Below are 24,104 nucleotides of genomic sequence, written 5' to 3'. Positions count from 1 at the left end.
TTAAAGGAATATTATTTATATTTAAGCACCACCCACTCTGGGGAGGTATTTGAAAAATATACCTAAAAAATCAGTTATATTCAGCAACTAAAGCTGATTTTGTATAAAAATTTTTGACACTACGAAAACCAAAAGGAGGTAAAAACCATGAAAAAGAGTAAAATTAAATCCATCTTCACCCCCCAGAAAAGGTCATAGTCCAGGATATTGAAGGGCAAAAGGAGGATACCAAGGTAAACCTCAATGAAGGACCCGGATACGTTATATACGTCGATGAAAGCATGTATCACGTGGTAAAACAAGATGGAAAGGATAGAATCGTTCCAAACGTGGATCCGGGCGATAATTTGCCAGAAGTATACATGGAAATTCAGCGAGTAGCGGATAAATCTCCTCAAGAAATGGCCGCACAAATAGAAGCTGAACTAAAATCTTCTTTTGAAACTGTTGAAAATTATGGCGTCATTGAAGACCCTGTTAAATCAATATCTCTACGTGCTCGTAGTGGCCTGAAACCAAATGCCACTATAGTTAGATATTATCTCGTAGATGATAAACAGGGGGGCACTTTTATAATAAAGCAACAGTACTTTTTAGAGGCAGCAGAGGGCCATGGGGCAAGATTCTACCATATGCTCAAAGAGTTTAAAGTGGTCAATTCCCAGGAATAATCACAAAAATCAAAGCAAAAAGAGGTTGGTAAATCAACCTCTTTTTGCTCTATCGGGCTTCCCTTAAAAGTTTTCCTAATATCCTTTCTTACTCTCATCAAGGAAAACTTACGGAAAGCCTTATATTTTTATTAACCTCATAACTGCCGCCTACAGCCTAACCTCATGATTGCCGCTTGCGGCTTATAAGCTTTAAAATATTCTTATCATTGGGTACTCTGGTAAGGTCCAGCGATTTTACCTCCACTATAACTATTTCTGCCAAATACAAAACCCTGCAGCCGTTCTCAAGATGCCCCGCATAGGCTTTTTCACGATCAGACACCACGGCATGCAAATGTGGCTTTCCATCCGCTATTATGCCGTCTATTGACGCAAGCTCAAGAGGTTTGTCTTCCCAGCGTTCAAAATGCTCAACCGGCGGATAACCGGTGGTCATGACCATATGCAGTGTGCACCTGTCCAGTGTTCCTATGCCAGATACCACCACCGCATCTTTAATCCCTTCCTTGACGATCAGCTCATTTATGCTCTCAAGCACCATGTCTCCTTGGTCTAACCTTAGTATAAATATTCTGCCAATTTCTTGTGTTGAAAAATACTCCATAACGCCAACCCTCCCACTATCCTTTTAGAACCAAACAAAACCCAAAAATCCTTTTGGACCCATTCTTTACTTGACAGTATCGTCCAGTTCCCACCCCAGGGCTTCATACAATTTTCTTCTTTGAACCTTGTCTTTGTTCAATTCGCGCCTTGCATACTTTGCTACCTCGTAAGCCAACTTTCTGGGGACCACAATTACCCCGTCTCCATCCGCTACAACCACATCTCCGGGATGTACAACTACACCGCCAACCGATACAGGAATATCCTTGGCATCGTAACGCAACCTACCCTGTACCATTGCCTGAGATATAAATCTAGACCACACAGGAATCTTTTGCAAAATCAGTTCGTCAGTATCTCGCACTCCACCTTCTATCACATATCCACGTGCTCCTCTTTTAAAACCTTCCAGAGAATTATGAGACCCCATAAGCCCTGCATTTACCCCGCTTTGGTCAATAACTATGAAATCACCTGGCTGGATATCTTCTATCCAAGGATAGGTACATACGTTGTTGTAATACCAGTTTACCCATTCGGTATATTCATCGGGACTCATTTTGGGGATCGAACCCTCATAAGGCAGATACCGTACCGTCCTAGCAATCCCTACTACTCTCGTTCTAAACAACGGACGAATCTCATAAGACATGCTACCATAACCATGCATCATATTCCAATCCATTCCATCTCGTACATCAGCCACGCGAAGTCCTTCATAAAGCTTTAAAAGTTCTTCCCTTTCTGATTTAGACATGTCCATGATTAAAAACCCCCTCATTCACTCTAAACAATAAGTTCTTATACTGGTAATTTTTATCTTACTTTTTTATATTGTATCAGGATATTGTACCAAGTTCAAATAACTTTTATTTTACAAAAGAACTATTCCATCATCTTCCACCTTCTCCCGTCCCTTTCTATAAGCTTCCTGGCTGCAGGAGGGCCCCATGTCCCAGCCGGATAATTTGGAAAATCAGGCTCCTCTTCTGCCAATACTTTGGCTATGTTATCCACAAAGCGCCAGGCATATTCCACCTCATCCCAGCGCGTAAAAAGCGCAGAATCGCCTTTCATGGCATCCAGCAAAAGCCGCTCATAGGCATCGGGAGACACGGCATCGACGGCACAGTTCTGGCAAAAGTCCATCCCCACCTGTATTATCTCGTTCTTAATTCCGGGTTTCTTGGCGTTGAAATACAGCTCCACTCCTTCACGGGGTTGGATCCGTATCAAAAGAGTGTTGGGTTTGAGCCCCTTTAGTTCCTTAAAATACAGCACCTCGGGCAGGGATATGAATTGTATAACTATCTCAGTAAACTTCTTGGGCAATCTCTTACCAGTCAGCAGATAAAACGGCACCCCACCCCATCTGAAGTTTTCAATCTCCACTTTCATGGCCATAAAGGTTTCGGTGTTGGAAAAAGGCGACACCCTGCTCTCCTCCCGATATCCTACAACAGGCTTTCCATCTATATAGCCCCCGCCGTACTGCCCCCTCACCACGTCCCGCCGTACCTTGGCAGGAGTCATTTCCGACAGCGATTTTAGCACCTTGACCTTTTCGTCCCTTATAGACTCGGTATCCAGCTGTGCAGGAGGTTCCATGGCAGTTAGCATCAAAAGCTGGAGCATGTGATTTTGTATCATATCCCTCAGCGCCCCTGCCTTTTCATAATAAGACCCTCTGTTCTCAACCCCCACTGTTTCGCTGGATATAATCTGTACATGGTCTATATATTTGTTATTCCACAACGGCTCAAAGAGGGCGTTGGCAAAGCGTATAGTCATTATGTTTTGGAGCATTTCTTTCCCTAGATAATGATCTATTCTGTATACATGCCTTTCGCTAAACACGCTTGTTATGACATTGTTTAAAGCTATTGCCGAACTTAAATCGCTGCCAAAGGGCTTTTCTATAATCAGCCTCTGCCAGCTCAATCCGTCGTTCACCACCATACCGGCAGATTTGAGGTGCTGAACTATCGTTTTAAAATGCTCAGGCGCCACCGCCAGATAATATACCCTGTTGCCCTGCGTTCCATAACGGTCATCCAGCCTGGACAGGTATTCCTTCAAGCCCACATATCCATAGGAATCACTTATATCCAATTTATAGTAATAGAACCTGGATACAACGGCATTCAAATCTTCATCAGTGCCGCTGTTGGGCCTTGAAAACTTCTTTATCGCTTCAACGGCATCCCGCCTGAACTCTTCGTTGGTCTTATCCCTGCGTCCCACCGAGACCACAGCAAAATGCTGAGACAGTTGCCCTGATAAAAAGAGGTTGTAAACAGCAGGATACAACTTTCGATGAGCCAAATCACCCGTACCACCAAATATGACCAATAAACAGTCCACAGGTTTTCACCTCCATAGGTTCCCCATTTAAAACGCCTTTAAATTTATATCTTAAGTATAACCAGCCTCTACTCCTCTAAAACTAATTTTTATCGCGTAAACCTTACAACGCCCTGTGCATAAAGTTGTGGCATATTATGTCGCTTAATTGAGAAAAACTGTATTAATTTTTTGTTAAAACTTTGTAAATAATGGTGATAAACATCTTGACCCTATCGCACTTTTAAGCTATAATTCGATTCGTTGACTTTTGTATTGACTTTTGACAAGGAAAGAGTGAGGGATCATATGGAATTGGTAACAGAGATAAATACGCTACGCCAAGAACTGCACAATATAATATTAAAAAACCAAAAGCTGTGTAGTGAACCGGTAATCAAATACAGTCAAAAGCTGGACAAACTGATTGAGCTTTATTACTCTCAAACGTACAATGCATCAAAAAAAGGGGCTTCAAAAGAGTGACCCCCTTTTTTTATTCCCCCTCCTTCTTTATCAGCTTTTTTACCCTCTTTTCAAACTTTTCTCTGTCCATCATGACTATTCTACCGCACTTTAAGCATTTTATCTTGAAATCTGCTCCCACTCTTATTATTTCCCATTGGTCATTGCCACAGGGGTGTTGCTTGCGCGTCTGTACAATATCACCTACCGAATACTGATTTGGCATCACTGTTTCTCCTCCTTTTCGGACTGAATTATAACCCTGCGGGGATAAGGTACTCCTATATCGTTTTCATCGAAAGCCTCTTTGATTCGCTTTTTTAACTCTCGTTCTACTTCCCAATGTTTCAAGGGCAAAGTACGGGCTACAGCACGAATGGTTATTTGAGAATCTCCCATGTCCATAACCCCCAAAACCTGGGGCTGTTCAACTATGTTTTTATTCTCCTGAGCATACCTCTTTGCAACATCTTCTATGAGCTTAATGACCCTATCAATATCGGTCTCGTAAGGCACACTTATGTCGACCACAGCCAACACATTACCCCTCGTATAGTTTACCACTTTTTGTACTTGTCCGTTAGGTATGATGGTCAAATCGCCTTTAAAACCGCGTATCTTGGTAATCCTTAAACCTATTTCCTCCACCGTACCCGTCGTATCGCCTATGGTAACAAAATCCCCCACTGCATACTGGTCCTCGAATAATATGAAAAATCCGTTAATCACATCCTTTACCAAACTCTGAGCTCCAAAACCTACGGCTAGTCCACCTATGCCAGCCGTAGCTAAAATAGAAGTAGTATCCACAAATTGCCCCAAAACAGTAAGGCCCGTAACAAAATATACGGTATATTTCAATATGCTATGAGCCAAAGCCCGAAGGGTATTTACCTTTCTTGCATCCACGCCAATTTTTGCCTGAATCCGTGCATTAAAAAATCTATCTATTAAAACCTTACCTATCTTGTGTATAATACACGCCAAAAACAATATAGCCAATATTTTCAAAGCGATAAAAACTAAATGCTGATAGTTTTGAAGTTTAAGCCCTTCAATCCAGGCATTCAGTTCCCTACCAATGCTGAACAAAAACTCCCTCATAATATCGATTTCCTCCCTCCGTTCATTAAACGCCCTATTTTTTATGGCTTGCTCCTGCTGCACGCCTCCACAAAAGCTTTAAATAGTAGCAACATGTTTTGATGATGCCTATACATCCGCTCAGGATGCCACTGAACCCCTACCGCAAAGGTATGCTCTCTGGATTCGATAACCTCAATGACGCCGTCATCGCTTCGGCCGGTGGCACAAAAAGGAGGAGCCACTTCTCTTACAGCCTGATGATGAAAGCTGTTTACCCGTATATGCTGCTGCCCCATTATAGAGCTTATCCTGGAACCGGGTTCAAGCCTGACCCCGTGAATGGGATGCCACCCGGGCGCTGTTTGACGATGATTTATGGTAACTTCAGATTTCAATTGAGTGGCTATATCATGATAAAGCGTCCCACCCATAGCCACGCTCATCACCTGAATCCCCCTGCATATGCCCAGTACAGGCTTGTCATTGTCCATAGCCCAGGCGCAAAGCCTTATCTCTGCCTCATCACGAATTGGATTTACCTGCCCTAAAGCGTAATGGGGATACTCGCCAAAGTAATGGGGGTCTATGTCGCCGCCTCCTGTAAACATAATGCCGTCCAGTCTGGAGGCCAAAGAACAAACATCCTCAACATCGATATATGGCAACACCACAGGCAGCCCTCCAGCCGCGTATATGGCCCTACAATAGTCGCTGTGCAGCTGAATCCTATCAGCCTCCAAATCATAATCGCAGGTAATACCTATCAAAGGCCTCATGCTCCCTACACTCCATTTTCATCATAATATCTTTTTATTCCATGTTACGCAATCCCGTTTTATTTTATAATCCTCTATTCTAGCGCTATGCTTTAACTCATAGGCCTTGTACAATATGCTAAATTTACGGAGACTATTTTATCACATTTTTATACCTTATTCCCCCTCTTTTTGTAAAGTACGCTCTCGAAAAGTCTGAGAGCCTTATTTTAGCTTGTTTGCAGGTTCGGTCTTGGAACTTCACCCCATAATTATTCTGCAAGGTTGCTCTACAAAATCAATCGTTGTGCCTATGTTGCTCAGCTACTTTTCGAGAGTATTCGTAAAAGGATTTGATTGCAATAATTATTCTCAATTGATAATGATGAATATTATCTTTTATTCGCTGCTCAAATAATTTTTGTTGATTTTTAGGCTATTTTATGTTGCATTTCTTCATGAAATGAAATAATATAATAGTAATTTTATTCTTAATTGAAAATGAAAGGGGTTTTAAACATGGGAAATGCTCGATACCATGCAGGGCAGAGAGTTAACAGGGTGGGCATTATAACAAACGCTCTGTTGACGCTGCTGAAGCTGTTAGCAGGTTTGGTGGCCCACAGCACTGCCATGATCGCTGACGCCGTTGAATCGGCTTCAGATATATTGACCACATTGATTGTAGCATTGGGATTGAAAATAGCAAACAAGCCAGCCGATCAGGAGCACCCATACGGTCACGAAAAGGCTGAGGCTATAGCAGCAAAATTTGTTGCCGGATTCCTACTGACAGCAGGGCTGGCGATTGGATGGAAGGCAATACAGCACCTCATCACAGGCGATGCCGAAACGCCCGGCGTTCTTGCCCTTTATGCGGCCATCCTAACCATAGCCGTCAAGGAAATACTGTTTCAGTATACCATCTTTACCGCCAAAAGGATAAACAGCACGGCACTCAAAGCCAACGCTTGGCATTATCGCTCGGATGCCTTGACCTCTATGATAACCCTGATAGGGATTGGTGCAGCCAGGCTGGGCTATGCCGCAGCTGATCCGATAGCAGCTATATTGGGTGCCATGCTCATTTTAAAGATGGCATATGAAATATATGCAAGGTCTATCTCAGAGCTGATGGACTCCTCGGCTCCCCCAGAAAAGGTGGAAGCCATACACCAAATCATACTTTCAGTACCAAACGTCAAAGGCATAGACCTTTTAAAGACGCGCAGGCATGGCAACATGATATATGTGGATGTGGACATAGTTGTTGACCGCCGCATAAGCGTGCTAGATGGGCACAACATCGCCAATGAAGTAAGAAGTGCTGTAATATCAAAGGTGGGGGATGTAAAAGACGTCATGGTTCACGTAAACCCCTGCCAGCCAGCATCTCTCCACTCCGCGTGTCAAAAATGCGATAAATCGTGCTAAAAATCAGTCGCCGAAGCGTTTATCTATCATGTCTGCTAGCTCGTCAAGACTTCTATGGTCGATCAGCTTCTCAGCGTCTTTACCATATTTCACAAGGTTATATAGTGGGATGAGCACATCGGCCTGACGTCCCTTCCTCTCGTTCCACACCTTTAAATCCTCCTTTATCTCGTTGGGCGTCATATAGCTTTTGGGCCGGTATCCTAGGCTGATACAGCGAATCAGAAATCGCCTGTAAAGATACCGCACCTTCTGGGTGACATCGGACAGGTCTTCCCACCGCGGCTCCCTCTCAATCAAGGAGGTCAGCCAGTGCTTCCACCTACTGGCATATTCCTTTCCCAACGTTTTTAGGTCGATCACCTTTTCCTTCACATCCACATATCCAGCATCAGTCCCCATCCACTCCCCTTCCTGTATCAACCTTGCCAGCAGCTTGATAAGCCTCCTCATTACTCTATACAACATCATGGCGAGTGCAGCAACCAACGCAATTACAAACGCTATACTTAAAACATAAGCCAAAACCTCGAATATGTAGTCAAAGATATTTGGAGCTCTAGGCTCTGCCTCGGGCAGCATATCCAGCATCCCACCATCCGGCGGCATCTCCCCTCCCGGCTCACTCATGGGTACAAGGTTGCTTAAAAATAAGATGACCTTGACAATCAACAAAATTATGGCATTAACCAGCCATAAAACCACTTCCTTAAGGCGGCTCAAATTTGCTACAATGACTATCAATATAAATGTCAAGGCAATCAGCAGCCTGTTGTGCCGCAAAAGCCCGGAAGAAAGCACAGGCTCACCGTTTCTGGATAGAGTCGCTCTTTTGAGTTGTTGTAGGTTAAATATGATAAGGCTTATGCCGGTATAAATAAAGCCCATCCGCGCTACCAAACCTGCATAGGGCATGAGCGTCATTGAATGCTTGTAGAAAAAGTAGGCTACAAAATATATCAGTATCCCCACCCACAAGGCAGCAGAGGGGAAAACCTCCTCCCACCTGCGCTCAACAAAGGACATCCCTCTGAAAAGCAGCACAACCCCTACGCTGTATGAAGCCCACAGCGGCAGACCCCAGCCGAAAACGCTATATGCCAGAGAAAATGTAATGATGACGCCCAACAGTACAGATGCAATCTTCGGCTTTTTCCTTAAAACGGTCCTCAAAAGGATTCCTGCAATATAATACACAACTAAAAAAGCCACCCAGCTAAGAACCACAGACTCAGGAAAAGCGAAAACCGCTAGCATCAAAATTAAAGGGAAAAAAGCAATGAGTTCCACTGCGGCCTGCATGCTCCGCTTAAGAAACGCCAATGCCTGATTCTTCATGCTCTTCACTCCTTATATCCTGTTGCGGGTGCAGCCAAAGAAATTCCACTGCATTACCGTATTCCTTCAACTTTCTTATCTGATTCTCCATCCGTGGGCTTGCGTAAGAGGTGATTATGAGAAAATCCATCCCCGTAACCCCTCTTGCCAGGTCCTGTTCCAGAAATGTAAAGAATGTCACGCTCCTTGCTATAACCAATTTAGCCAGGGCTTCATATATGGTGGTGAGATGCTCCAGGCTGCACCTCGGCAAGATGCGCACCGGTTCCCCTGGCCGGTCTATCAGGTATCCGTTGCTTCCAAATCCCACCTCTATTCCCCGGGAAATAATGTGCTGTGCAATGGAAGCAACATAGGATATGCCCTTTTCAATCCCTTCGGGTTCAGTGACAGCATTCCACATCTCTTCGGAAATGTCAACGTTTAAGTATATCATCAACCTGGGGTTTGCAGTAAAATCGAGGTTATTGACCTTTATCTTGCCAGTACGGGCAGTGGTTTTCCAGTTGATGCGGTTTAGAGGATCGCCGTAAGCATAATCCCTTACTCCTGCCACCATGAACGGGTCATCCACTATCCAGCGCTTCACCGTAACATCTCCCTGCCAGCTGTGAGACGGCAAAGGAATATCCTCCATCGGTATGAGTTTGGGATATACCAGAAGCTGTGCCGACAGCTGAAACTCCTTTGACACTTCCTGAAATCCAAACAAATCACCACAGGTCATCGTAACCGAATTGAGATAATAACATCCCCTCTTTAAGCACTTCACTTTGTGCCGCCGGATGATTCGAGTGTACGGCATCAAGCTGAAAAGGCTTTTGTGAAACTGTTGATGCTGTATATCGAGATTGAACTGCTTTTGAAATTTCAAATTTGCGCTGATTTTGGATTCTATGCGGAGCCATGGGACAGGCAAGAGCTTTTCATTGGATATCACCTCAACCATCTCCACCTCTTGCCCCTCAAACACGGCCGGAACGTTAAAATACCTATGGTATTTGAGGTTTTTTAGCCCCCACTTTCTGAATACCATCCCTTGTATCATCACAATGACAACGGTTATAAATATAAACCACTGAACAGACATGGTTTAACCTTCCCTTTCCCACAGCCGTTCTTCGGTGGGTACCGGAACCTGCCGCAGTATTTGATCAATGATTTCGTCCTGCTGACCGCCCTTGGCAGCCATTACATTTCTCAAAATCATCCTGTGCCTGAGTACCGGCTTTGCCATTGCCTTGACGTCATCGGGAATGACATAGTCCCTCCCTTGCAGTATTGCATATACCTGTGATGCCCTAAGGAGTGCCTGGCTTCCCCGGGGGCTTACGCCCAAATGCACGTCATTGTGTTTTCTGGTCATCTCAACGATATTCACTATATACCGAAGAATGTCATCGCTCACAAAGACATTCACATAATCCCGTTGAGCGGCTATAATCTCTTCCTGGCTGACGACTGGGGAGATCTCGTCAAACGGGTTTCTCTCCTTAAACCTTTTCAAGATTTCAATTCCCTCCGAAGTGGATGGATAGCCCATCTGGACTTTTAGCAAAAAACGATCCAGCTGTGCCTCAGGCAGCGGAAAAGTCCCCTGGATTTCTATAGGGTTTTGGGTGGCGATAACCATAAAAGGCTGCTGCAGCTTCATGGTCTCACCGTCGATGGTGACCTGCCTTTCCTCCATGCATTCGAGGAGGCTGGACTGCGTCCTGGGCGTAGCCCTGTTTATCTCATCGGCCAGCAGTATATTTGTGAAAATTGGGCCAGGCCTGAATTCAAACTCGCCGATTTTTTGGTTGAAATAATTTATTCCGCTTAAGTCGCTGGGCAGAAGGTCGGGCGTAAACTGAACCCTTTTAAAGCTGCAGTCCAAGGACTTTGCCAAGCATTTGGCAAGCAAGGTCTTTCCCATACCCGGCACATCCTCTAAAAGCACATGCCCCGATGAAATCAACGCCACCAGCAAAAGGTCTATTATATCCTCTTTTCCCACAATCACCCGCTGTATGTTTGATTTTACCCTCTTTGCCAGGTCATAGATATGGGCAAATCGCATTCGTTACCATCTCCTTTTTTGGTGTCAATTCATTATATTCGCCATGGATCAGTTAATTCCTTGTACAATTTTCACCATATTTAAACTCTTTTTTGATTTAATGGGTCGCCCTTAACCTGAACATATCTTCATGAATATACTGTTATAAATCCAATATGAAAAAGGGAGGAGTTTTGTTGTACAATACAAGAGCGGAGATGCTCTTCTTGCTGAGCGTTATGTGCGATCATGCCATATTTTTGCAGAGTGCGCTGTCTTCAAAAGAAAAAAGACTATATGGCTTCTACCTCATTCCCCTGGTTGCAAACCACATGGTGCGGGAAGAAAAATATTACCTGTCAAAAATTGAAGATTCCCCCTGGCCAGGCTTCACTAGATTTTAAATAAGGTTGATGGTATAATTAGGATAATTAATTCTAAAATTCTTTGAGAGCGACTGGAGGATATAATGAACAATCATTTTTACCGCATACCACTGTTTTGCATTGCAACCAGCTTATATTGGTTTTCCATGTATTCCTACGTACCCATCTTATCGCCCTATGCCGAATCCCTGGGGGCATCCTATAAGATGATAGGCCTCATTGTAGGATCTTATGGGCTTACCCAAATGCTGCTCAGGATTCCCCTAGGAATCCTTTCGGATAAAATGGGCAACCGAAAATTTTTTATAATCATGGGCATTACCGCTTCTCTCATAAGCGCCCTGGGAATGTGGCTTTTTAAAACACCGTTTTGGCTGCTGGCGTTTCGTTCCCTGGCAGGAGCTGCTGCCTCGGCCTGGGTGGCATATACAGTCCTGTTCTCGAGCTATTTTGCCCAGCAGGACACCCCTAAAGCCGTAGGAATTATAAACTCCTTTACCACAATAGGCCAAATGTCAGCCACTCTGATAGGTGGTTACGCTGCGCAACAGTTCGGACAAGCCAGCACTTTCATGGTAGCAGCTTTTGGCGGGTTAATTGGCCTTTTATTGAGCCTGTTCATAGTAGAAAACAAAGGCATAGATCGCCAGCCCCTTACCGCATCGCAGCTGCTTTCAATATCAAAGGATTACAAACTGCTGCTGGTCTCGGGGCTTGCAATACTCGTCCAATTCATCACCTTTGCAACCACCTACGGGTTTACGCCGGTTGCGGCCAAAAACATAGGCGCCAGCGATGCGCAGCTGGGGCTTTTGGCCACTTTCTCTGCCCTTCCTGCGGTATTTGCCTCGGCTGCAAGCGGCTCATTCTTCTCAAAGCGCTACGGTGAAAAGGAAGTGATTGCTATGGGCTTCGTCATTATTTCTGCCGCCTGTGCCGCAATCCCATTTATTAAAAATATATATTTGCTGTACATATCCCAGGCCATCGGAGGAATAGGCCGTGGACTTGTATACCCCCTGCTTATGGCGCTGAGCATAAAATCGGTAGAAGACTCCAAAAGAGCCACCGCCATGGGCTTTTTTCAAGCCATATACGCCATAGGCATGTTCCTTGGACCAGCCTTTACAGGTCTTATAAGCGATATGCTGGGATTAACATGGGGATTTGTATTGACCGCTGTATTAGGATTGTCTGGTGCATTGATTTCAAGGGGGTTTATAAAATAGCCAAAAAAAGGTAAGACCGCATATAATGTATATTATACGGTCTTACCTTAATAATTTTAATCGTCATTCGTTCCCAAATTTGGATCTATTTCTCGCTCTGCGGATTTTTCTCTCTAAACGGGATCATCAGCTTCTTCTACCCTTGAAGGTTTAGCAGTTTCATCATTATAGTAATCTTTCAATCCAGGAGGACCCTCTATAACCATGTAATTATCCGGCAGAGCAGGCACATAAGCCTTGAATGTATTACCATCTTTGGTTTTGCCTGACATCAAATAGTAGGGCACCAGATATTACGGTTGGTAGCCAAGCGGGGGATTATAGTATACCAGTTTGACATCATCAACACTTCCTTCATCATTGGGCTTCACCCCATATAAAATTAAAACGCTCCTTGTCCTGTGCATTAAGTTATGCTAGACTAATTAAAAGGGTGTTGTCTCATGGGTTAACGATTGGGGGGATAAAAAATTGAAGAAAAGATTGTTTGTCTGGGTCACAATTTTTATTTGTGCGTTTGTTTTTGCCATCCCCGTATATGCCATACAAGTGCCAGTAGAGATATCCAGAAGAAGGGCCTATCCGATTCACAGCGATAACATAACCCTGGTTTCATTTCAGGCCACCCTGAGAGTGCGGCCGACCTTCACCGCTGTCGATACATCCATGGTCATAAGGAATAACGGCCCTTCAGAGGCAAGCATTGCAGTGGGCATACCATCAAGGTATGATGACGTAGTGACCGTAAAACAGCCTTCAGTAATAGTTGAGGGGCAAAATCAAAGGCTTATTACACTACGTGCCTCTCAAAACCCGGAAATGCCCGATATATTTTTGCCTCCCAATTGGAGTACATTTACAGTGAAACTAGCCCCCGGCCAATCTAAAGTCATTAAATCTTCTTTTACGATAGATAACAAATTTGATCAGACCGAACTTCGAACTATACATGTTCCTCTAAGACTTCTTAGCCTTTGGAAAGGACCTATTAACTATATTCAGGTTATAGCAGATTTGGATTTTTATCCCCCCTACGTGTTTGAACCCAATCCCTCAACTATGCCTTCTGAATACGATACCGGAGGCAGGTTGATATGGCGCTTTTTGGATGTCAGGCAAGCCGGGGACCTGCAGCTTCATTTTTACCCTGTTGAGCTGGCTGTGGCAAGCTATTTGAAACAAAAAGCACAGGGTAACCCCGATGTAATCAACATAGTCAAATTATACGAAAAAATGGACTATGATGATGCCATCGCATCAATTGCCAAATTCCTAGAGGCAAATCCCTCTTTTGAATTGAACAATGAATTGAAATATCTAAAAGCCCTGTGCCATATGGAGCTTTATCAACCTGGGATGGCCCTTGAAATATTCGATCAACTTCAAAGCTCCCCTGGCTTTGAAGAGCCTCTTTCTAATGTGATACGCAATAAGATAGTCTACGACAGGGTATCCCTTTTGAAACTCATGGGAAGGGAACAGGAAATCCTGGATTACCTCAAAGGGGTGCAACCCTCTTTAAAAAACAATGCCATTTTTATAAAATGGGTGGAAGAGGAGATCAAAAGGCTGTCTCCCCCACCGCCTCCTCCTGAAGAATTAGAAGAAACGGATGAAACCGCAGATGACCAAACCGAATCCCAGAATAACGTCAAAACCAACGATGATAATATTGAATATGTTCACATATTGGGTTATGACGTTCCAGTAGAACTGGTTTTTATAGGTATATTGCTGCTAATTATAATAATGTATATGATACGCAGGCAAAGAAATAAAAGGAAGAAGAGATATATATTTTAAAGAAATAGGGGAGAGGTATGAAAGAACTGCTGTTCATTGTAAATCCTGCTGCAGGAAATGGCACAGCACTTGGTGCCATACCTTTAATTGAGCAATTTTGTAAACAATGCCGTTTAAAATATGAGATAATAAAAACTCAATACAAGGGGCATGCCACAGCTCTGGCAAAGAGTGCCGTCTCTTTGTCATACGATGCCGTTGTAGCAGTAGGGGGCGATGGCACCGTTATGGAGGTTGCAAATGGTCTGGTTGGTTCATTAACTCCTCTGGGCATCCTGCCCACAGGTACAGGCAATGACCTCTCAAAAAGCCTAAACATTCCTTCCAAAATAGATAAAGCCCTATCTATTATTGCATATGGTAAACCTAAATACATAGATGCGGTCTCTTATGGCAACGGTTATTTCTTTAACGTTGCCAGCATAGGCTTTGATGCCGAAATAGCCCGGGATATACAAAAGATAAAGCGCTGGATTTCCGGTAAGACAGCTTATTACGCATCGGCATTACTTAAGTTCATCACTTACAGGCATAAAGACGTTGTAATTGAGATTGACAATACCAAAATTAGTACAAAAATATTGCTTTTTGCAATCGCCAATGGTACCTATTATGGAGGAGGAATGAATGTAAATCCCAACGGTTCTATAGATGACGGTTATATCGATGCGATATTGATAACGCCTGTCCCACGGTTTAAGTTTCCTTTTTTGTTTTGGAAATTCGTATCGGGGAAATACCTGGATCTGCCTTATGTTAAGGCTTACAGGTGCAAAAAAGTGAAAATACACAGCGATGAAAGCCTTCCGGTAAACGGAGATGGCGATATTATCGCAACAACCCCTGTACAATTTTCTGTGTCGGATCATGGTATCCTTGTATTTTGCTAGAGGTTTTTGCAAGGGGAGAGGGTAACATATGGACTTGTACACACTCTTAGAAAAATACAGCCACTTGATCACAGCTATTTCGGCTGCCTTATCTGTACTGGCGTTTACAATCGTAATAGTTTACTCGATAAAAACTAGAAAGATCATAAGAAAATACAAACGATTAATGAGAGGTATGGACAATAAAAACCTTGAAGCGCTGTTGATGCATCATCTTGATTGCGTCAAAAATAATACCGTAAAAATCCAAGATTTGGAACATAGATACCAAAATTTATCAAAAGAACTGGAATCCTGCGTACAAAGGATAGGAATTATAAGGTACAATCCATTCGAGCAGATGGGTAGCGATTTAAGCTTTTCAGTGGCCCTGCTGGATAAAAACAATAACGGAGTAGTATTGACGGGATTGTTCACCAGAAGCTCTTCCTCCATATACGCAAAGCCAATCCAAAACGGTACTTCTACTTATCCTTTGTCCCAGGAAGAGATGGAGGCTATAAATAGAGCCATCAATCAAAACATTTCTTCTACTAAGATCTAATTAGCTGTAAAACCAAATATAAATGGTGTATAGAAAACACCTCCTTTGAGAAAAAATATCAGTGGAGGTGTTTTTTTATGAAAGTCATAGCGATTCAAAGGGGACTGGACTATATAAAAAACCAGTTAAACCAGCTGGGATATAAAGTTGTGTTTTATGAGGAAGCCAACTGCCCCATTGATGCGCTGATATACCTTGAAGAAAACAACGACAACACTCTGCTCAATATTAACAAATATCTATCTCAGCAATATACCATGCTAAACCCCGCTTATAATTACTCTGGGGTTATATTGATCAACGCAAAGGATAAGAGTATCGATGAAATCGTTCAAATAATAGAAAGGCGTGCATACAGCCCTTTATTTTAAGTCCAAACTGGCGCTTCTGCAAGCTTTGAAAAGCTCAAATACATCCCTCTGCTGATGATATCGGCCATATTCATGACCAGGCTCAACCTCGTGTTTTGCAATATGAGATACTCTGCAAAACCGCCCACATTTACTATTCCTATTATGTACATATCTCCTACTTTGGGTAGCTTCTTGTTAACACCCGCCCCTGGAACAATAGGCCCTTTATCCACTATTATACATCCAACCCTCTCATGGCTTCCCAGGCACGCATCAATAGCTATTATAAAAGGACGCCTGTGATTTGCCTTTATTACATCAAGCGTGCTGTGTAAATTTTTAGCATGTACGGGATTCTCCAGCGTACCGTATACGAATATGTTTTGCCACCTGGCCATTGAACTGAGCTTGTACCCCACCAAAGGGCCAAGGCAATCCCCCGTTGACCGATCAGTACCTATACACAACACGATAATGCTGGTATATTCCATCTTGTATGTTTCTTTAAAAGTCAACATGAACCTTTCAACGAACATCGGTAATGCATTTGGATTTTTAACATCGATGATTCTATTCTCTACCGCTTCCACTGCCCTAATTCCCCCTGCCCTTCTTTTTTCATTTTTCCCTGCATTTTAAATATCATTCAATATAATGTTTATGATAATGTTTATGAAATTTCACTGTAATATATATTTGGACAATAAAAAATAATTGGCCAAGTCAAAAGCAGGATTTTTTCACTTTTTGGCGAAATATCAATATTGAATACTGTTATTTTTTCTGATGAAATCATCTAATAAAACGGAGGATAGGATGAAAAAGACAAAGGTAGTTTTACTCATTGCATTAATTGTTCTTGTAATCGCCATAATAATGCACACTCGGCTGCGTGAATTGCTGTTCTACAAGTACGAAAACCTGCAGAGCAGCAACCTATTGAACGAGCCTATTCAGGTAGAACAAAAAGCTCATGTGCATTTTTTCAAAAGTGGATTTGCAGTTTCGGGTACTAATACCAAATTTTACACGTATGATGGTAAAGAGATGAGCTTGCCTTTTAAACCAGAAGATATAGCATTGGTGGGCAATTCCCCTGTTATCAATCAATCTACTTCTCAGCATGTGCTAATAAATAACAGATTCGTATATGATACTACACATACACCTTTTAAGTTGGCATATACCATTGAAGAAGGGAGTGAAGGATTTGCCATACGTGAACTGGGTGATATGCTGCTAGTAATATTAAAAACACAAGATAACCTGTTAAAACCAGTGCTCATTGAAAAGGGCGATATATATACCATCAATCTAGAGGGTATGGACCATTCGCATTATCTAGATGCGTCATATGATCCTGTTACAAAGGGTTTTTCTGTACTTACTCTGGCCACCGATACTCCATACCCATCTACCCGGGTGTTCAATTTTATCAATGGCAATTCCCCCCAAGGGATGTTGTCATTGAACGATTCAATGTTTTACAAGATTTACAGAACTCAAAAAAACGTTGTCTTGGTTGGCATACATCAATTAATATGTTACAATATTGATGGTTCAATAAAATGGAGCATCAATGCTCCAAACTGTTATATCCATCAGTATGTCCATTTAGGCAATGATCTGTTACTCTATTTTCCAAAAGCAAGCTTCAATAGAGCTAATACGGTGTATGTACACAGCAACGGGGAAAAAGAATTGCTTGAACTCCCATATGGGCTAACTGATATGCAGCCGTACAAGGACCAACAGCTCATTGCCCTTAACAAAAACGGTGATTTGGTCGTTATAGGAAAAAGCGGTAACACCGTTAGGACTTATACCTTAGATGTACATCCGGTAAAAGTATACTGGTCATCTTTTGCCCCTGATCGTTTTTATGTATTAAGCAGAGATAATATGCTACATATATATGCGTTAAATAAAGCTGATTCTCGAAAGGATGGAAAAACATGAACTATATTGACTACATAATCTTGTCTATTTTATCAATATGTGCACTAATCGGTGTATACAATGGTTTTGTGGCTTCGGGTTTAGGTTTTTTATCTTCCCTTTTCTCGTGGCTGACCTCACTTATATTTTATCCCCTGCTCTCAAAATTTCTTGTACATCAATATCCAGATTTAATAAAAAACCTCATATATTACACTGAAGGTGCATCCAAAGTTCAATCGATTGAAGAACAAGCTCTTCTCGTATCATCATTAACACAAGAGCAAATAATAAATATAGTGACTCGAGCTCAGCTGCCTCCACCTTTTGATCGTTTGTTGTTGTATAATATGTTAAATGAAACCTTGCCTCATCTTACTACTGTTAGCGAGTACTTCAACTATAGTGTTGCATATATAATTCTCAATATAATATGCTTTATAACGCTATTTGTGATAATTAGAGTAGTCTGTCAGATTGGCATATCCATTACAAAAGAAGTTGCAGGATTACCTGCTTTAAAGAAGTACGATGGGCTTGCGGGCGCTGGAGTTGGACTTCTAAGAGGTATGTTTTTAATATTTCTGTTATTCTCATTGGTACCGGTTATATTGACTTTAGCTCCCCTTGACATAATCTATTCATTAATAGAAAATTCTCTCCTGGGGAAGTTCTTTTTCAAATCAAACATATTCACTAATTTTATAAAGGGATTCGTGTAAACGAATCCCTTCTAATTGTTTCACGTGAAACAATTTTGGAATGTTTCACGTGAAACATTGCTATGACATCAACTTGTCAACTATCCTCTCAAGATCGCTGTCGCTGTAATACTCAATTTGAATTACGCCCTTCTTTTTCCCTGGAGTGATCTGAACCCTGGTTCCAAAGCGTTCCTCCAGGCTTGCCTCAATTTCTAAAATATAGCCAGGCTTATTTACACTTGCCTTTTTGCTTTCTTTATCCCCTGTACGACCCTTTAGATTCCTGACTATCTGCTCAACTTCCCTAACACTTAGGCCCTTTTCAACTATCTTCTTTGCAAGCATTAACCTCATCTGCTCATCCTCAATAGCCAGCAGCGCCCTTGCATGTCCCGATGTCAATCTACCATCCTCCAGGTAACTTTTAATCTCATCGCTTAAAGAGAGAAGCCGTAAGGCATTGGCCACGGCCGACCTGCTCCACCCTATCCTTTCGGCAACCTGCTCCTGAGTAAGCCCGTACTCCTCTATTAGTTGACGTATCCCCTGTGCCTCCTCTATTGGATTCAAATCCTCGCGCTGCAAGTTTTCAATCAACGCTATCTCCACCAGCTCTCGCCTGTCCACATCCCGTACAATAGCCGGTATATGGGTTAAACCAGCAAGCCGCGCTGCCCGCCATCTCCTTTCGCCCACAACGATTATGTATCTCCCATTATTGGGCTTTACTATAATGGGTTGAACAACGCCGTGCTGCTTTATAGACTGTGCAAGTTCCATTATCTTCTGCTCATCAAAACGCTTCCTCGGTTGATTGATGTTTGGATCAATATCGGTTATTTTTATCTCTTGAATAGCTTCCCTGCCAGAGGGAACCACCTGTGCATCATAAGGCTGGAGGAGGGCATCCAACCCTCTTCCCAATCCGCGTTTAGCCAATTAAATCGCCTCCCTATCATTTTCTATAAATTCCTCAGCAAGTTCACAGTACGCAACAGCCCCTACGCATTTTGGGTCATAAAGGGTTATGGGCACCCCGTGACTGGGAGCTTCACCCAATCTAACATTTCTGGGTATTATAGTTCTGTATACCTTATCTCTAAAATGCTTTTTTACATCCTCCACAACCTGGATTGAGAGATTGGTTCTAGCATCAAACATGGTCAATACAACGCCCTCAAGTTCCAGGGATGGATTCAAGTTCTTTTTTACGATATTGATGGTGCTCATCAGCTGGCTTAACCCCTCAAGCGCATAGTATTCGCATTGAATTGGCACTATAACCTTATCCGAAGCAGTCAAGGCGTTTATAGTAAGAAGCCCCAGAGAAGGTGGACAGTCTATAAAGATATAGTCGTATTCATCCCTGATGGATTCAATGGCCTTCTTGAGTATGGTCTCCCTGGCAATCATAGGGACCATCTCTATTTCGGCTCCAGCAAGCTGTATATTTGAAGGTATGATATCGAGATTTTCTATTTTGGTAGACATTATAGCCTGCCTCGCATCAATCCCATTTATTAATACATCATAAATAGAACAATCAATTTTATTCTTATCAATCCCCAATCCGCTTGTGGTATTGCCCTGCGGGTCTATATCTATGGTCAATACCCTTTTATCCAAAGCTGCTACACAGGCACTTAAATTTACATTTGTTGTTGTCTTACCCACCCCACCCTTTTGATTGGCAATAGAAATCACCTTTGACATGAAATAACAACTCCTTCATCTCATTTTCAAGCATAGAACACTACCCTTTAACCTATATTATATTAAAATATAACTTCAATTTAAAGGGCAACAAAAACAAAATACGGCATCACCAATTTTGCGGTTATGCCGTATTTTATTTAAATATGAACTTTAATGCCTCCCTATGACAAAGTACATTATCTTTACGAATACTTGGGTATTTTTACAATTATTTCCACACTGTCCTCGTTATCGATTTGCGTCATCTGCGGGTTGAGCCCATATTCCTTTATCATGCTCACGGCTTTCTTAATGGTATTTATAAAAATTCTCACATCCTTATTACAGGCTTGTTTCACCCTTGTACGTTTAATATTCTCAAGCTTGTCCGATTGAAGCTTTTTCAATACCCTTTCTATCAGCATCTCGGTCTCTTTTACATTGTATTTCTTGCTTATAACCTGCTGCAAGACCTTCAATTTCAAATCGTCATCGGGCAATCTGAGCAATGCCCTGGCATGCCGCTCTGTTAGATTGTTCTCCAGTAACATCTTCTTTATATTATCTGGGAGCTTGAGTAGGCGCATCTTATTGGCAATGGTAGACTGATTTTTCCCTATCCTCTTGGCCAATTCCTCCTGAGTAAAACCATGGTCGTGTATAAGACAGGCATACCCCATTGCCTCATCTAAATAATGTAAATCCTCCCTCTGCAAATTTTCTATCATGGCCACAATTGCCGAATCCCTCTCGTGGACGTTTAAAACTATCGCAGGTATGTACTCCATCCCTATCATTTGACAGGCACGCAAGCGCCTTTCGCCGGCGATCAGCTCATAGGCATCAGAGCCGATCTTCCTAACAGTAATAGGCTGCAGCACCCCATATTGCTTTATGGATTGTGACAACTCTTCCAGCCCCTGCTTTGAAAACTCTTTCCGGGGCTGATAAGGATTTGGCCTTATCTTGTCAATTGGGATTTGCTGCACCACCATGCAATTATCTGATACGCCTTTTCTCATAACCCTTAACACCTCTATCGCCCCCATTCGATTTATAATATTCGCCATAAATTCTTAAATTCCTTCTTAATTGCTTAAATTTTTTTGAAATTTTTGTTTATTATATTATTTTTAATATTTGCTCTTTTTGTTTTCATTTTTCTTCATTTTTCACCATATTTATTTGTGGAAACAAAAAAATCGCCATCACAATGGCGATTTTTGGGGTTTTCCGGGCGATCGAGGATATCTATCCGGAGTCCTTTTTTCTTTTCGTATCACCACTATATTATGAGTTTTTTCCGAAAATGGAACATTAATACTTCTTATCTCAACAAAGCTCCCACCCAGAACACCAATTGCGTTTTTTGACGCTTCAAGCTCCTCCAAAGCCCCGGGCCCTTTATACGACAAAAAAAATCCTCCCGGGTGCAAAAAAGGGATGCAGTATTCACAAAGTACCCTGAGCGGAGCCACCGCCCGGGATACCACTGCATCAAACGATTCCCGATATTGAGAATGGCCCAATTCCTCAGCTCTCCCATGAATCGCTGTTATTTTATCAAGCTTTAAAGCACCTATCACATGGTTTAAAAAGGCCACTCGCTTTTTTGATGCATCAAGCAACACCACATCCAATTCAGGAATGGCTATCTTTATAGGAACGCCAGGGAAACCAGCACCCGACCCCACATCCAAAATTCGCATCTCAGGATGAAAAATATTTATAGTCAATACAGAAAGAGAATCCAAAAAATGCTGTACTACAATCTCCCTGGGTTCCGTAATGGCAGTCAAATTTACCTTTTCGTTGTATTCAATCAAAAGATAGACGTATTTCCTAAACTGTTCAACCTTTAAGTCGTCTATCTCTATACTCCACTTATTAAGGCCACTCTTCAAAAGCTCCATCTCATTGCTGAGGTCCTTCACTGGCCTTTTTCCTCCTCATCTTTTCCATGTAAATCATCAAAACCGATATATCAGCCGGCGATACCCCAGAAATCCTGGAGGCCTGTCCTATGGAACGCGGCCTTATCTCCTTAAGCTTCTGTCTTGCCTCATTTCTAAGCCCGGGTATATCGTCGTAGGCTATATCCTCCGGTATCAGCTTATTTTCCATCTTTTTGAACTGCTCCGCCTGCTGAACCTGCTTCTTTATATACCCCTCATATTTTATCTGTATCTCCACCTGCTCCTTTTCCTGCCTGCTCAGCTCAGGGTTTGCAAGTCCCAGCTTTTCATAATCGCTATACTGGATTTCAGGCCTTTTAAGCAGGTCATACAGCGTAATCCCGCTCTTTATCAGTGAACTCCCCTTTTTCTTCAGAAAATCGAGTATCTTATCGGTAGGTCCCACTATTACCTCCTTCAGCCTGGCCAGTTCTTTGTCCACCCTCTCCCTCTTTCGCATGAACAAATCATATCTTCTATCATCCACCAACCCAATTTTTCGACCTATTTCTGTAAGCCTTAGGTCAGCGTTGTCCTGCCTGAGCAGCAGGCGATACTCGGCGCGCGAGGTCATCATCCTGTATGGCTCATTGGTACCTTTGGTGACAAGGTCGTCAATCAGAACCCCTATATAGGCCTGTGAACGGTCTAAAATCAACGGCGGCTGATCTTTTATATACTGCACAGCATTTATGCCGGCTATTATTCCTTGAGCTGCAGCTTCCTCATAGCCCGAGCTTCCGTTTATCTGCCCTGCAAAAAATAAACCCTTTATTTCCTTGCTTTCCAGTGACAGCTTAAGCTGAGTGGGGTCGATGCAATCGTACTCAATGGCATAAGCAGGACGCATAATCTCAACGTTCTCTAGTCCTGGGACAGTACGATACATGGCAATCTGCACATCGATGGGCATACTGCTGGACATACCCTGCACATACATTTCAAGTGTATTGAGTCCCTCAGGCTCTATGAACACCTGATGGCTCTCCTTATCACTGAATTTGACCACTTTATCCTCTATTGAAGGACAGTACCGCGGTCCAATACCCTCTATAACGCCCGAATACAGAGGAGAGCGGTGCAGATTCTTCAAGATGATCTCGTGGGTACGCTCATTGGTATAAGTAAGCCAACAGGACACCTGCTCCCTCTTTATGGTATCATGCAAGAACGAAAAGGGTACTATAATCTCATCTCCCGGTTGTTCTTTCATCTTTGAAAAATCTATGGTTTTGCGATTGACCCTAGCGGGAGTCCCTGTTTTAAACCTCCTCAATCTAAAACCCAGGTCCTTCAAACACTGGGATAGATAGTTAGCAGGAAAAAGGCCAGAAGGACCGCTGTTTACAGAATACTCACCTATGATCACCCGGGACTTCAAATAAACTCCGGTAGCCACCACAACCGCACGGCAGGTGTAATACTCGCCGGTGCTCAAAACAACTCCTTCAACAGCTCCTCCTTTAACCTTTATAGAAACCACTTCACCCTGTCTTACATCAAGATTTTCCTGCCTTTCCAGCGTTTGCTTCATCTGTATGTGATAGTTCCTCTTATCGGCCTGAGCCCTCAAGGAATGAACGGCAGGGCCTTTACCAGTATTTATCATCCTTATTTGAATAAATGTCTTGTCGGTATTTATACCCATCTGCCCGCCCAGAGCGTCTATTTCCCTCACCAGGTGCCCCTTGGAGGTACCGCCTATAGAGGGATTACATGCCATAAGGGCTATCCCTTCCAGGCTTATAGAAAAAACGGCCGTTCTGCAGCCCAACCGCGCTGCAGCGAGAGCCGCTTCACATCCTGCATGACCAGCTCCTATCACAATTACATCATAATCTCCTGCATAAAACTCCATAGCCTCA

At 42.7% G+C, this 24,104-nt stretch carries 27 protein-coding genes; 11 read left to right on the top strand and 16 right to left on the bottom strand.

Annotated features, from left to right (window positions below):
* The first annotated feature begins 290 nt into the window (after positions 1-290).
* Positions 291-671 (top strand): hypothetical protein, encoded by a 381-nt coding sequence (locus KVG29_RS10775; protein WP_252228445.1) that lies wholly within the window; start codon positions 291-293, stop codon positions 669-671.
* A gap of 163 nt (positions 672-834) precedes the next feature.
* Here the strand turns inward: KVG29_RS10775 and KVG29_RS10770 are convergent, their stop codons facing one another.
* The 3 genes from KVG29_RS10770 to zwf form a co-directional block, all read right to left on the bottom strand.
* On the bottom strand, positions 835-1,278 hold the full coding sequence (locus tag KVG29_RS10770) for a PPC domain-containing DNA-binding protein (protein ID WP_252228444.1): 444 nt from the start codon (positions 1,276-1,278) through the stop codon (positions 835-837).
* Positions 1,279-1,344: 66 nt separating this feature from the next.
* Positions 1,345-2,037: an RraA family protein gene (locus tag KVG29_RS10765; RefSeq protein WP_420840556.1), complete on the bottom strand. Its 693-nt coding sequence runs from the start codon at positions 2,035-2,037 to the stop codon at positions 1,345-1,347.
* Positions 2,038-2,165: 128 nt separating this feature from the next.
* Positions 2,166-3,644, bottom strand: coding sequence for a glucose-6-phosphate dehydrogenase (zwf, locus tag KVG29_RS10760; RefSeq protein WP_252228442.1), 1,479 nt, complete (start codon positions 3,642-3,644; stop codon positions 2,166-2,168).
* A gap of 288 nt (positions 3,645-3,932) precedes the next feature.
* On the opposite strand from zwf, the gene KVG29_RS10755 reads away from it, so the two are divergent.
* On the top strand, positions 3,933-4,109 hold the full coding sequence (locus KVG29_RS10755; protein WP_252228441.1) for an aspartyl-phosphate phosphatase Spo0E family protein: 177 nt from the start codon (positions 3,933-3,935) through the stop codon (positions 4,107-4,109).
* 10 nt (positions 4,110-4,119) lie between these two features.
* Here KVG29_RS10755 and KVG29_RS10750 read toward each other — a convergent pair whose 3' ends face one another.
* From KVG29_RS10750 to KVG29_RS10740, 3 genes are read right to left on the bottom strand one after another with little or no spacing between them, the layout of a single operon-like run.
* Positions 4,120-4,314, bottom strand: coding sequence for a DUF951 domain-containing protein (locus tag KVG29_RS10750; protein ID WP_252228450.1), 195 nt, complete (start codon positions 4,312-4,314; stop codon positions 4,120-4,122).
* Positions 4,314-5,192: a mechanosensitive ion channel family protein gene (locus tag KVG29_RS10745; RefSeq protein WP_252228440.1), complete on the bottom strand. Its 879-nt coding sequence runs from the start codon at positions 5,190-5,192 to the stop codon at positions 4,314-4,316. Before KVG29_RS10745 ends, KVG29_RS10750 begins: the two co-directional genes overlap by 1 nt.
* Before the next feature lie 41 nt (positions 5,193-5,233).
* Positions 5,234-5,950 (bottom strand): gamma-glutamyl-gamma-aminobutyrate hydrolase family protein, encoded by a 717-nt coding sequence (locus tag KVG29_RS10740; protein ID WP_252228439.1) that lies wholly within the window; start codon positions 5,948-5,950, stop codon positions 5,234-5,236.
* 498 nt (positions 5,951-6,448) lie between these two features.
* Between KVG29_RS10740 and KVG29_RS10735 the strand changes: the two genes are divergently transcribed.
* Positions 6,449-7,363 carry a cation diffusion facilitator family transporter gene (locus tag KVG29_RS10735; RefSeq protein ID WP_252228438.1) on the top strand — a complete coding sequence of 305 codons (915 nt, stop codon included), beginning with the start codon at positions 6,449-6,451 and terminating at the stop codon, positions 7,361-7,363.
* Between the two features lie 3 nt (positions 7,364-7,366).
* Here the strand turns inward: KVG29_RS10735 and KVG29_RS10730 are convergent, their stop codons facing one another.
* The 3 genes from KVG29_RS10730 to KVG29_RS10720 are packed head-to-tail and all read right to left on the bottom strand — an operon-like array spanning position 7,367 to position 10,763.
* Positions 7,367-8,701: a hypothetical protein gene (locus tag KVG29_RS10730; protein WP_252228437.1), complete on the bottom strand. Its 1,335-nt coding sequence runs from the start codon at positions 8,699-8,701 to the stop codon at positions 7,367-7,369.
* Complete coding sequence (locus KVG29_RS10725; protein WP_252228436.1) at positions 8,673-9,791, bottom strand: DUF58 domain-containing protein; 1,119 nt, start codon at positions 9,789-9,791, stop codon at positions 8,673-8,675. Before KVG29_RS10725 ends, KVG29_RS10730 begins: the two co-directional genes overlap by 29 nt.
* Before the next feature lie 3 nt (positions 9,792-9,794).
* Positions 9,795-10,763: an AAA family ATPase gene (locus tag KVG29_RS10720; RefSeq protein WP_252228435.1), complete on the bottom strand. Its 969-nt coding sequence runs from the start codon at positions 10,761-10,763 to the stop codon at positions 9,795-9,797.
* Between the two features lie 176 nt (positions 10,764-10,939).
* Here KVG29_RS10720 and KVG29_RS10715 point away from each other — a divergent pair, with 176 nt between their 5' ends.
* The gene (locus tag KVG29_RS10715; RefSeq protein WP_252228434.1) at positions 10,940-11,146 is read left to right on the top strand and encodes a DUF2935 domain-containing protein; all 207 of its coding nucleotides are present in this window, start codon (positions 10,940-10,942) and stop codon (positions 11,144-11,146) included.
* A 65-nt stretch (positions 11,147-11,211) separates the two neighbouring features.
* Entirely contained in the window at positions 11,212-12,357 is a 1,146-nt protein-coding gene (locus tag KVG29_RS10710) for an MFS transporter (RefSeq protein WP_252228433.1), read from the top strand.
* Positions 12,358-12,470: 113 nt separating this feature from the next.
* Here the strand turns inward: KVG29_RS10710 and KVG29_RS10705 are convergent, their stop codons facing one another.
* Complete coding sequence (locus KVG29_RS10705; RefSeq protein WP_252228432.1) at positions 12,471-12,629, bottom strand: hypothetical protein; 159 nt, start codon at positions 12,627-12,629, stop codon at positions 12,471-12,473.
* A gap of 199 nt (positions 12,630-12,828) precedes the next feature.
* Here KVG29_RS10705 and KVG29_RS10700 point away from each other — a divergent pair, with 199 nt between their 5' ends.
* The 4 genes from KVG29_RS10700 to KVG29_RS10685 all read left to right on the top strand — a co-directional run bounded on the left by KVG29_RS10700 (position 12,829) and on the right by KVG29_RS10685 (position 15,965).
* Positions 12,829-14,160, top strand: a complete 1,332-nt coding sequence (locus KVG29_RS10700) for a tetratricopeptide repeat protein (RefSeq protein WP_252228431.1) — start codon at positions 12,829-12,831, stop codon at positions 14,158-14,160.
* A gap of 17 nt (positions 14,161-14,177) precedes the next feature.
* The gene (locus KVG29_RS10695) at positions 14,178-15,050 is read left to right on the top strand and encodes a diacylglycerol/lipid kinase family protein (protein ID WP_252228430.1); all 873 of its coding nucleotides are present in this window, start codon (positions 14,178-14,180) and stop codon (positions 15,048-15,050) included.
* Between the two features lie 28 nt (positions 15,051-15,078).
* The gene (locus KVG29_RS10690) at positions 15,079-15,594 is read left to right on the top strand and encodes a DUF4446 family protein (RefSeq protein WP_252228429.1); all 516 of its coding nucleotides are present in this window, start codon (positions 15,079-15,081) and stop codon (positions 15,592-15,594) included.
* A 77-nt stretch (positions 15,595-15,671) separates the two neighbouring features.
* Positions 15,672-15,965: a YkuS family protein gene (locus tag KVG29_RS10685; RefSeq protein WP_252228428.1), complete on the top strand. Its 294-nt coding sequence runs from the start codon at positions 15,672-15,674 to the stop codon at positions 15,963-15,965.
* On the opposite strand, the gene yyaC is transcribed toward KVG29_RS10685, so the two are convergent.
* The gene (yyaC, locus tag KVG29_RS10680; RefSeq protein WP_276576530.1) at positions 15,962-16,483 is read right to left on the bottom strand and encodes a spore protease YyaC; all 522 of its coding nucleotides are present in this window, start codon (positions 16,481-16,483) and stop codon (positions 15,962-15,964) included. The genes KVG29_RS10685 and yyaC overlap by 4 nt on opposite strands.
* Before the next feature lie 280 nt (positions 16,484-16,763).
* Here yyaC and KVG29_RS10675 point away from each other — a divergent pair, with 280 nt between their 5' ends.
* Together KVG29_RS10675 and KVG29_RS10670 are read left to right on the top strand one after the other, a co-directional pair.
* Positions 16,764-17,906: a hypothetical protein gene (locus KVG29_RS10675; RefSeq protein ID WP_252228426.1), complete on the top strand. Its 1,143-nt coding sequence runs from the start codon at positions 16,764-16,766 to the stop codon at positions 17,904-17,906.
* Positions 17,903-18,607 (top strand): CvpA family protein, encoded by a 705-nt coding sequence (locus tag KVG29_RS10670; RefSeq protein ID WP_252228425.1) that lies wholly within the window; start codon positions 17,903-17,905, stop codon positions 18,605-18,607. Before KVG29_RS10675 ends, KVG29_RS10670 begins: the two co-directional genes overlap by 4 nt.
* Positions 18,608-18,667: 60 nt before the next feature.
* On the opposite strand, the gene KVG29_RS10665 is transcribed toward KVG29_RS10670, so the two are convergent.
* The 5 genes from KVG29_RS10665 to mnmG all read right to left on the bottom strand — a co-directional run bounded on the left by KVG29_RS10665 (position 18,668) and on the right by mnmG (position 24,097).
* Entirely contained in the window at positions 18,668-19,528 is an 861-nt protein-coding gene (locus KVG29_RS10665; RefSeq protein ID WP_252228424.1) for a ParB/RepB/Spo0J family partition protein, read from the bottom strand.
* Entirely contained in the window at positions 19,529-20,302 is a 774-nt protein-coding gene (locus KVG29_RS10660; protein WP_252228423.1) for a ParA family protein, read from the bottom strand. It lies immediately after the preceding gene.
* A gap of 185 nt (positions 20,303-20,487) precedes the next feature.
* On the bottom strand, positions 20,488-21,306 hold the full coding sequence (noc, locus tag KVG29_RS10655) for a nucleoid occlusion protein (RefSeq protein WP_420840555.1): 819 nt from the start codon (positions 21,304-21,306) through the stop codon (positions 20,488-20,490).
* Positions 21,307-21,492: 186 nt separating this feature from the next.
* On the bottom strand, positions 21,493-22,218 hold the full coding sequence (gene rsmG / locus KVG29_RS10650) for a 16S rRNA (guanine(527)-N(7))-methyltransferase RsmG (protein WP_252228421.1): 726 nt from the start codon (positions 22,216-22,218) through the stop codon (positions 21,493-21,495).
* On the bottom strand, positions 22,199-24,097 hold the full coding sequence (gene mnmG / locus KVG29_RS10645) for a tRNA uridine-5-carboxymethylaminomethyl(34) synthesis enzyme MnmG (RefSeq protein ID WP_252228420.1): 1,899 nt from the start codon (positions 24,095-24,097) through the stop codon (positions 22,199-22,201). Before mnmG ends, rsmG begins: the two co-directional genes overlap by 20 nt.
* Between the last annotated feature and the right edge of the window lie 7 nt (positions 24,098-24,104).

Origin of the sequence: Caldicoprobacter algeriensis (assembly GCF_023838525.1) — a bacterium.
GTDB classification, from domain to species: domain Bacteria; phylum Bacillota; class Clostridia; order Caldicoprobacterales; family Caldicoprobacteraceae; genus Caldicoprobacter; species Caldicoprobacter algeriensis.
This window is presented reverse-complemented; position numbering and strand designations above follow the sequence as displayed.

What these genes read in the sequence shown, in the direction of transcription:
- KVG29_RS10690 (WP_252228429.1), top strand. Translation starts at nt 15,079, where the DNA reads ATGGACTTGTACACACTCTTAGAAAAATACAGCCACTTGATCACAGCT.
- mnmG (WP_252228420.1), bottom strand. Translation starts at nt 24,097, where the DNA reads ATGGAGTTTTATGCAGGAGATTATGATGTAATTGTGATAGGAGCTGGT.
- KVG29_RS10735 (WP_252228438.1), top strand. Translation starts at nt 6,449, where the DNA reads ATGGGAAATGCTCGATACCATGCAGGGCAGAGAGTTAACAGGGTGGGC.
- KVG29_RS10695 (WP_252228430.1), top strand. Translation starts at nt 14,178, where the DNA reads ATGAAAGAACTGCTGTTCATTGTAAATCCTGCTGCAGGAAATGGCACA.
- KVG29_RS10750 (WP_252228450.1), bottom strand. Translation starts at nt 4,314, where the DNA reads ATGCCAAATCAGTATTCGGTAGGTGATATTGTACAGACGCGCAAGCAA.
- yyaC (WP_276576530.1), bottom strand. Translation starts at nt 16,483, where the DNA reads ATGTTCGTTGAAAGGTTCATGTTGACTTTTAAAGAAACATACAAGATG.
- noc (WP_420840555.1), bottom strand. Translation starts at nt 21,306, where the DNA reads ATGAGAAAAGGCGTATCAGATAATTGCATGGTGGTGCAGCAAATCCCA.
- KVG29_RS10730 (WP_252228437.1), bottom strand. Translation starts at nt 8,701, where the DNA reads ATGAAGAATCAGGCATTGGCGTTTCTTAAGCGGAGCATGCAGGCCGCA.
- KVG29_RS10740 (WP_252228439.1), bottom strand. Translation starts at nt 5,950, where the DNA reads ATGAGGCCTTTGATAGGTATTACCTGCGATTATGATTTGGAGGCTGAT.
- KVG29_RS10755 (WP_252228441.1), top strand. Translation starts at nt 3,933, where the DNA reads ATGGAATTGGTAACAGAGATAAATACGCTACGCCAAGAACTGCACAAT.
- KVG29_RS10660 (WP_252228423.1), bottom strand. Translation starts at nt 20,302, where the DNA reads ATGTCAAAGGTGATTTCTATTGCCAATCAAAAGGGTGGGGTGGGTAAG.
- KVG29_RS10705 (WP_252228432.1), bottom strand. Translation starts at nt 12,629, where the DNA reads ATGTCAGGCAAAACCAAAGATGGTAATACATTCAAGGCTTATGTGCCT.
- KVG29_RS10765 (WP_420840556.1), bottom strand. Translation starts at nt 2,037, where the DNA reads ATGTCTAAATCAGAAAGGGAAGAACTTTTAAAGCTTTATGAAGGACTT.
- KVG29_RS10770 (WP_252228444.1), bottom strand. Translation starts at nt 1,278, where the DNA reads ATGGAGTATTTTTCAACACAAGAAATTGGCAGAATATTTATACTAAGG.
- KVG29_RS10685 (WP_252228428.1), top strand. Translation starts at nt 15,672, where the DNA reads ATGAAAGTCATAGCGATTCAAAGGGGACTGGACTATATAAAAAACCAG.
- KVG29_RS10725 (WP_252228436.1), bottom strand. Translation starts at nt 9,791, where the DNA reads ATGTCTGTTCAGTGGTTTATATTTATAACCGTTGTCATTGTGATGATA.
- KVG29_RS10710 (WP_252228433.1), top strand. Translation starts at nt 11,212, where the DNA reads ATGAACAATCATTTTTACCGCATACCACTGTTTTGCATTGCAACCAGC.
- KVG29_RS10720 (WP_252228435.1), bottom strand. Translation starts at nt 10,763, where the DNA reads ATGCGATTTGCCCATATCTATGACCTGGCAAAGAGGGTAAAATCAAAC.
- KVG29_RS10745 (WP_252228440.1), bottom strand. Translation starts at nt 5,192, where the DNA reads ATGAGGGAGTTTTTGTTCAGCATTGGTAGGGAACTGAATGCCTGGATT.
- KVG29_RS10670 (WP_252228425.1), top strand. Translation starts at nt 17,903, where the DNA reads ATGAACTATATTGACTACATAATCTTGTCTATTTTATCAATATGTGCA.
- KVG29_RS10675 (WP_252228426.1), top strand. Translation starts at nt 16,764, where the DNA reads ATGAAAAAGACAAAGGTAGTTTTACTCATTGCATTAATTGTTCTTGTA.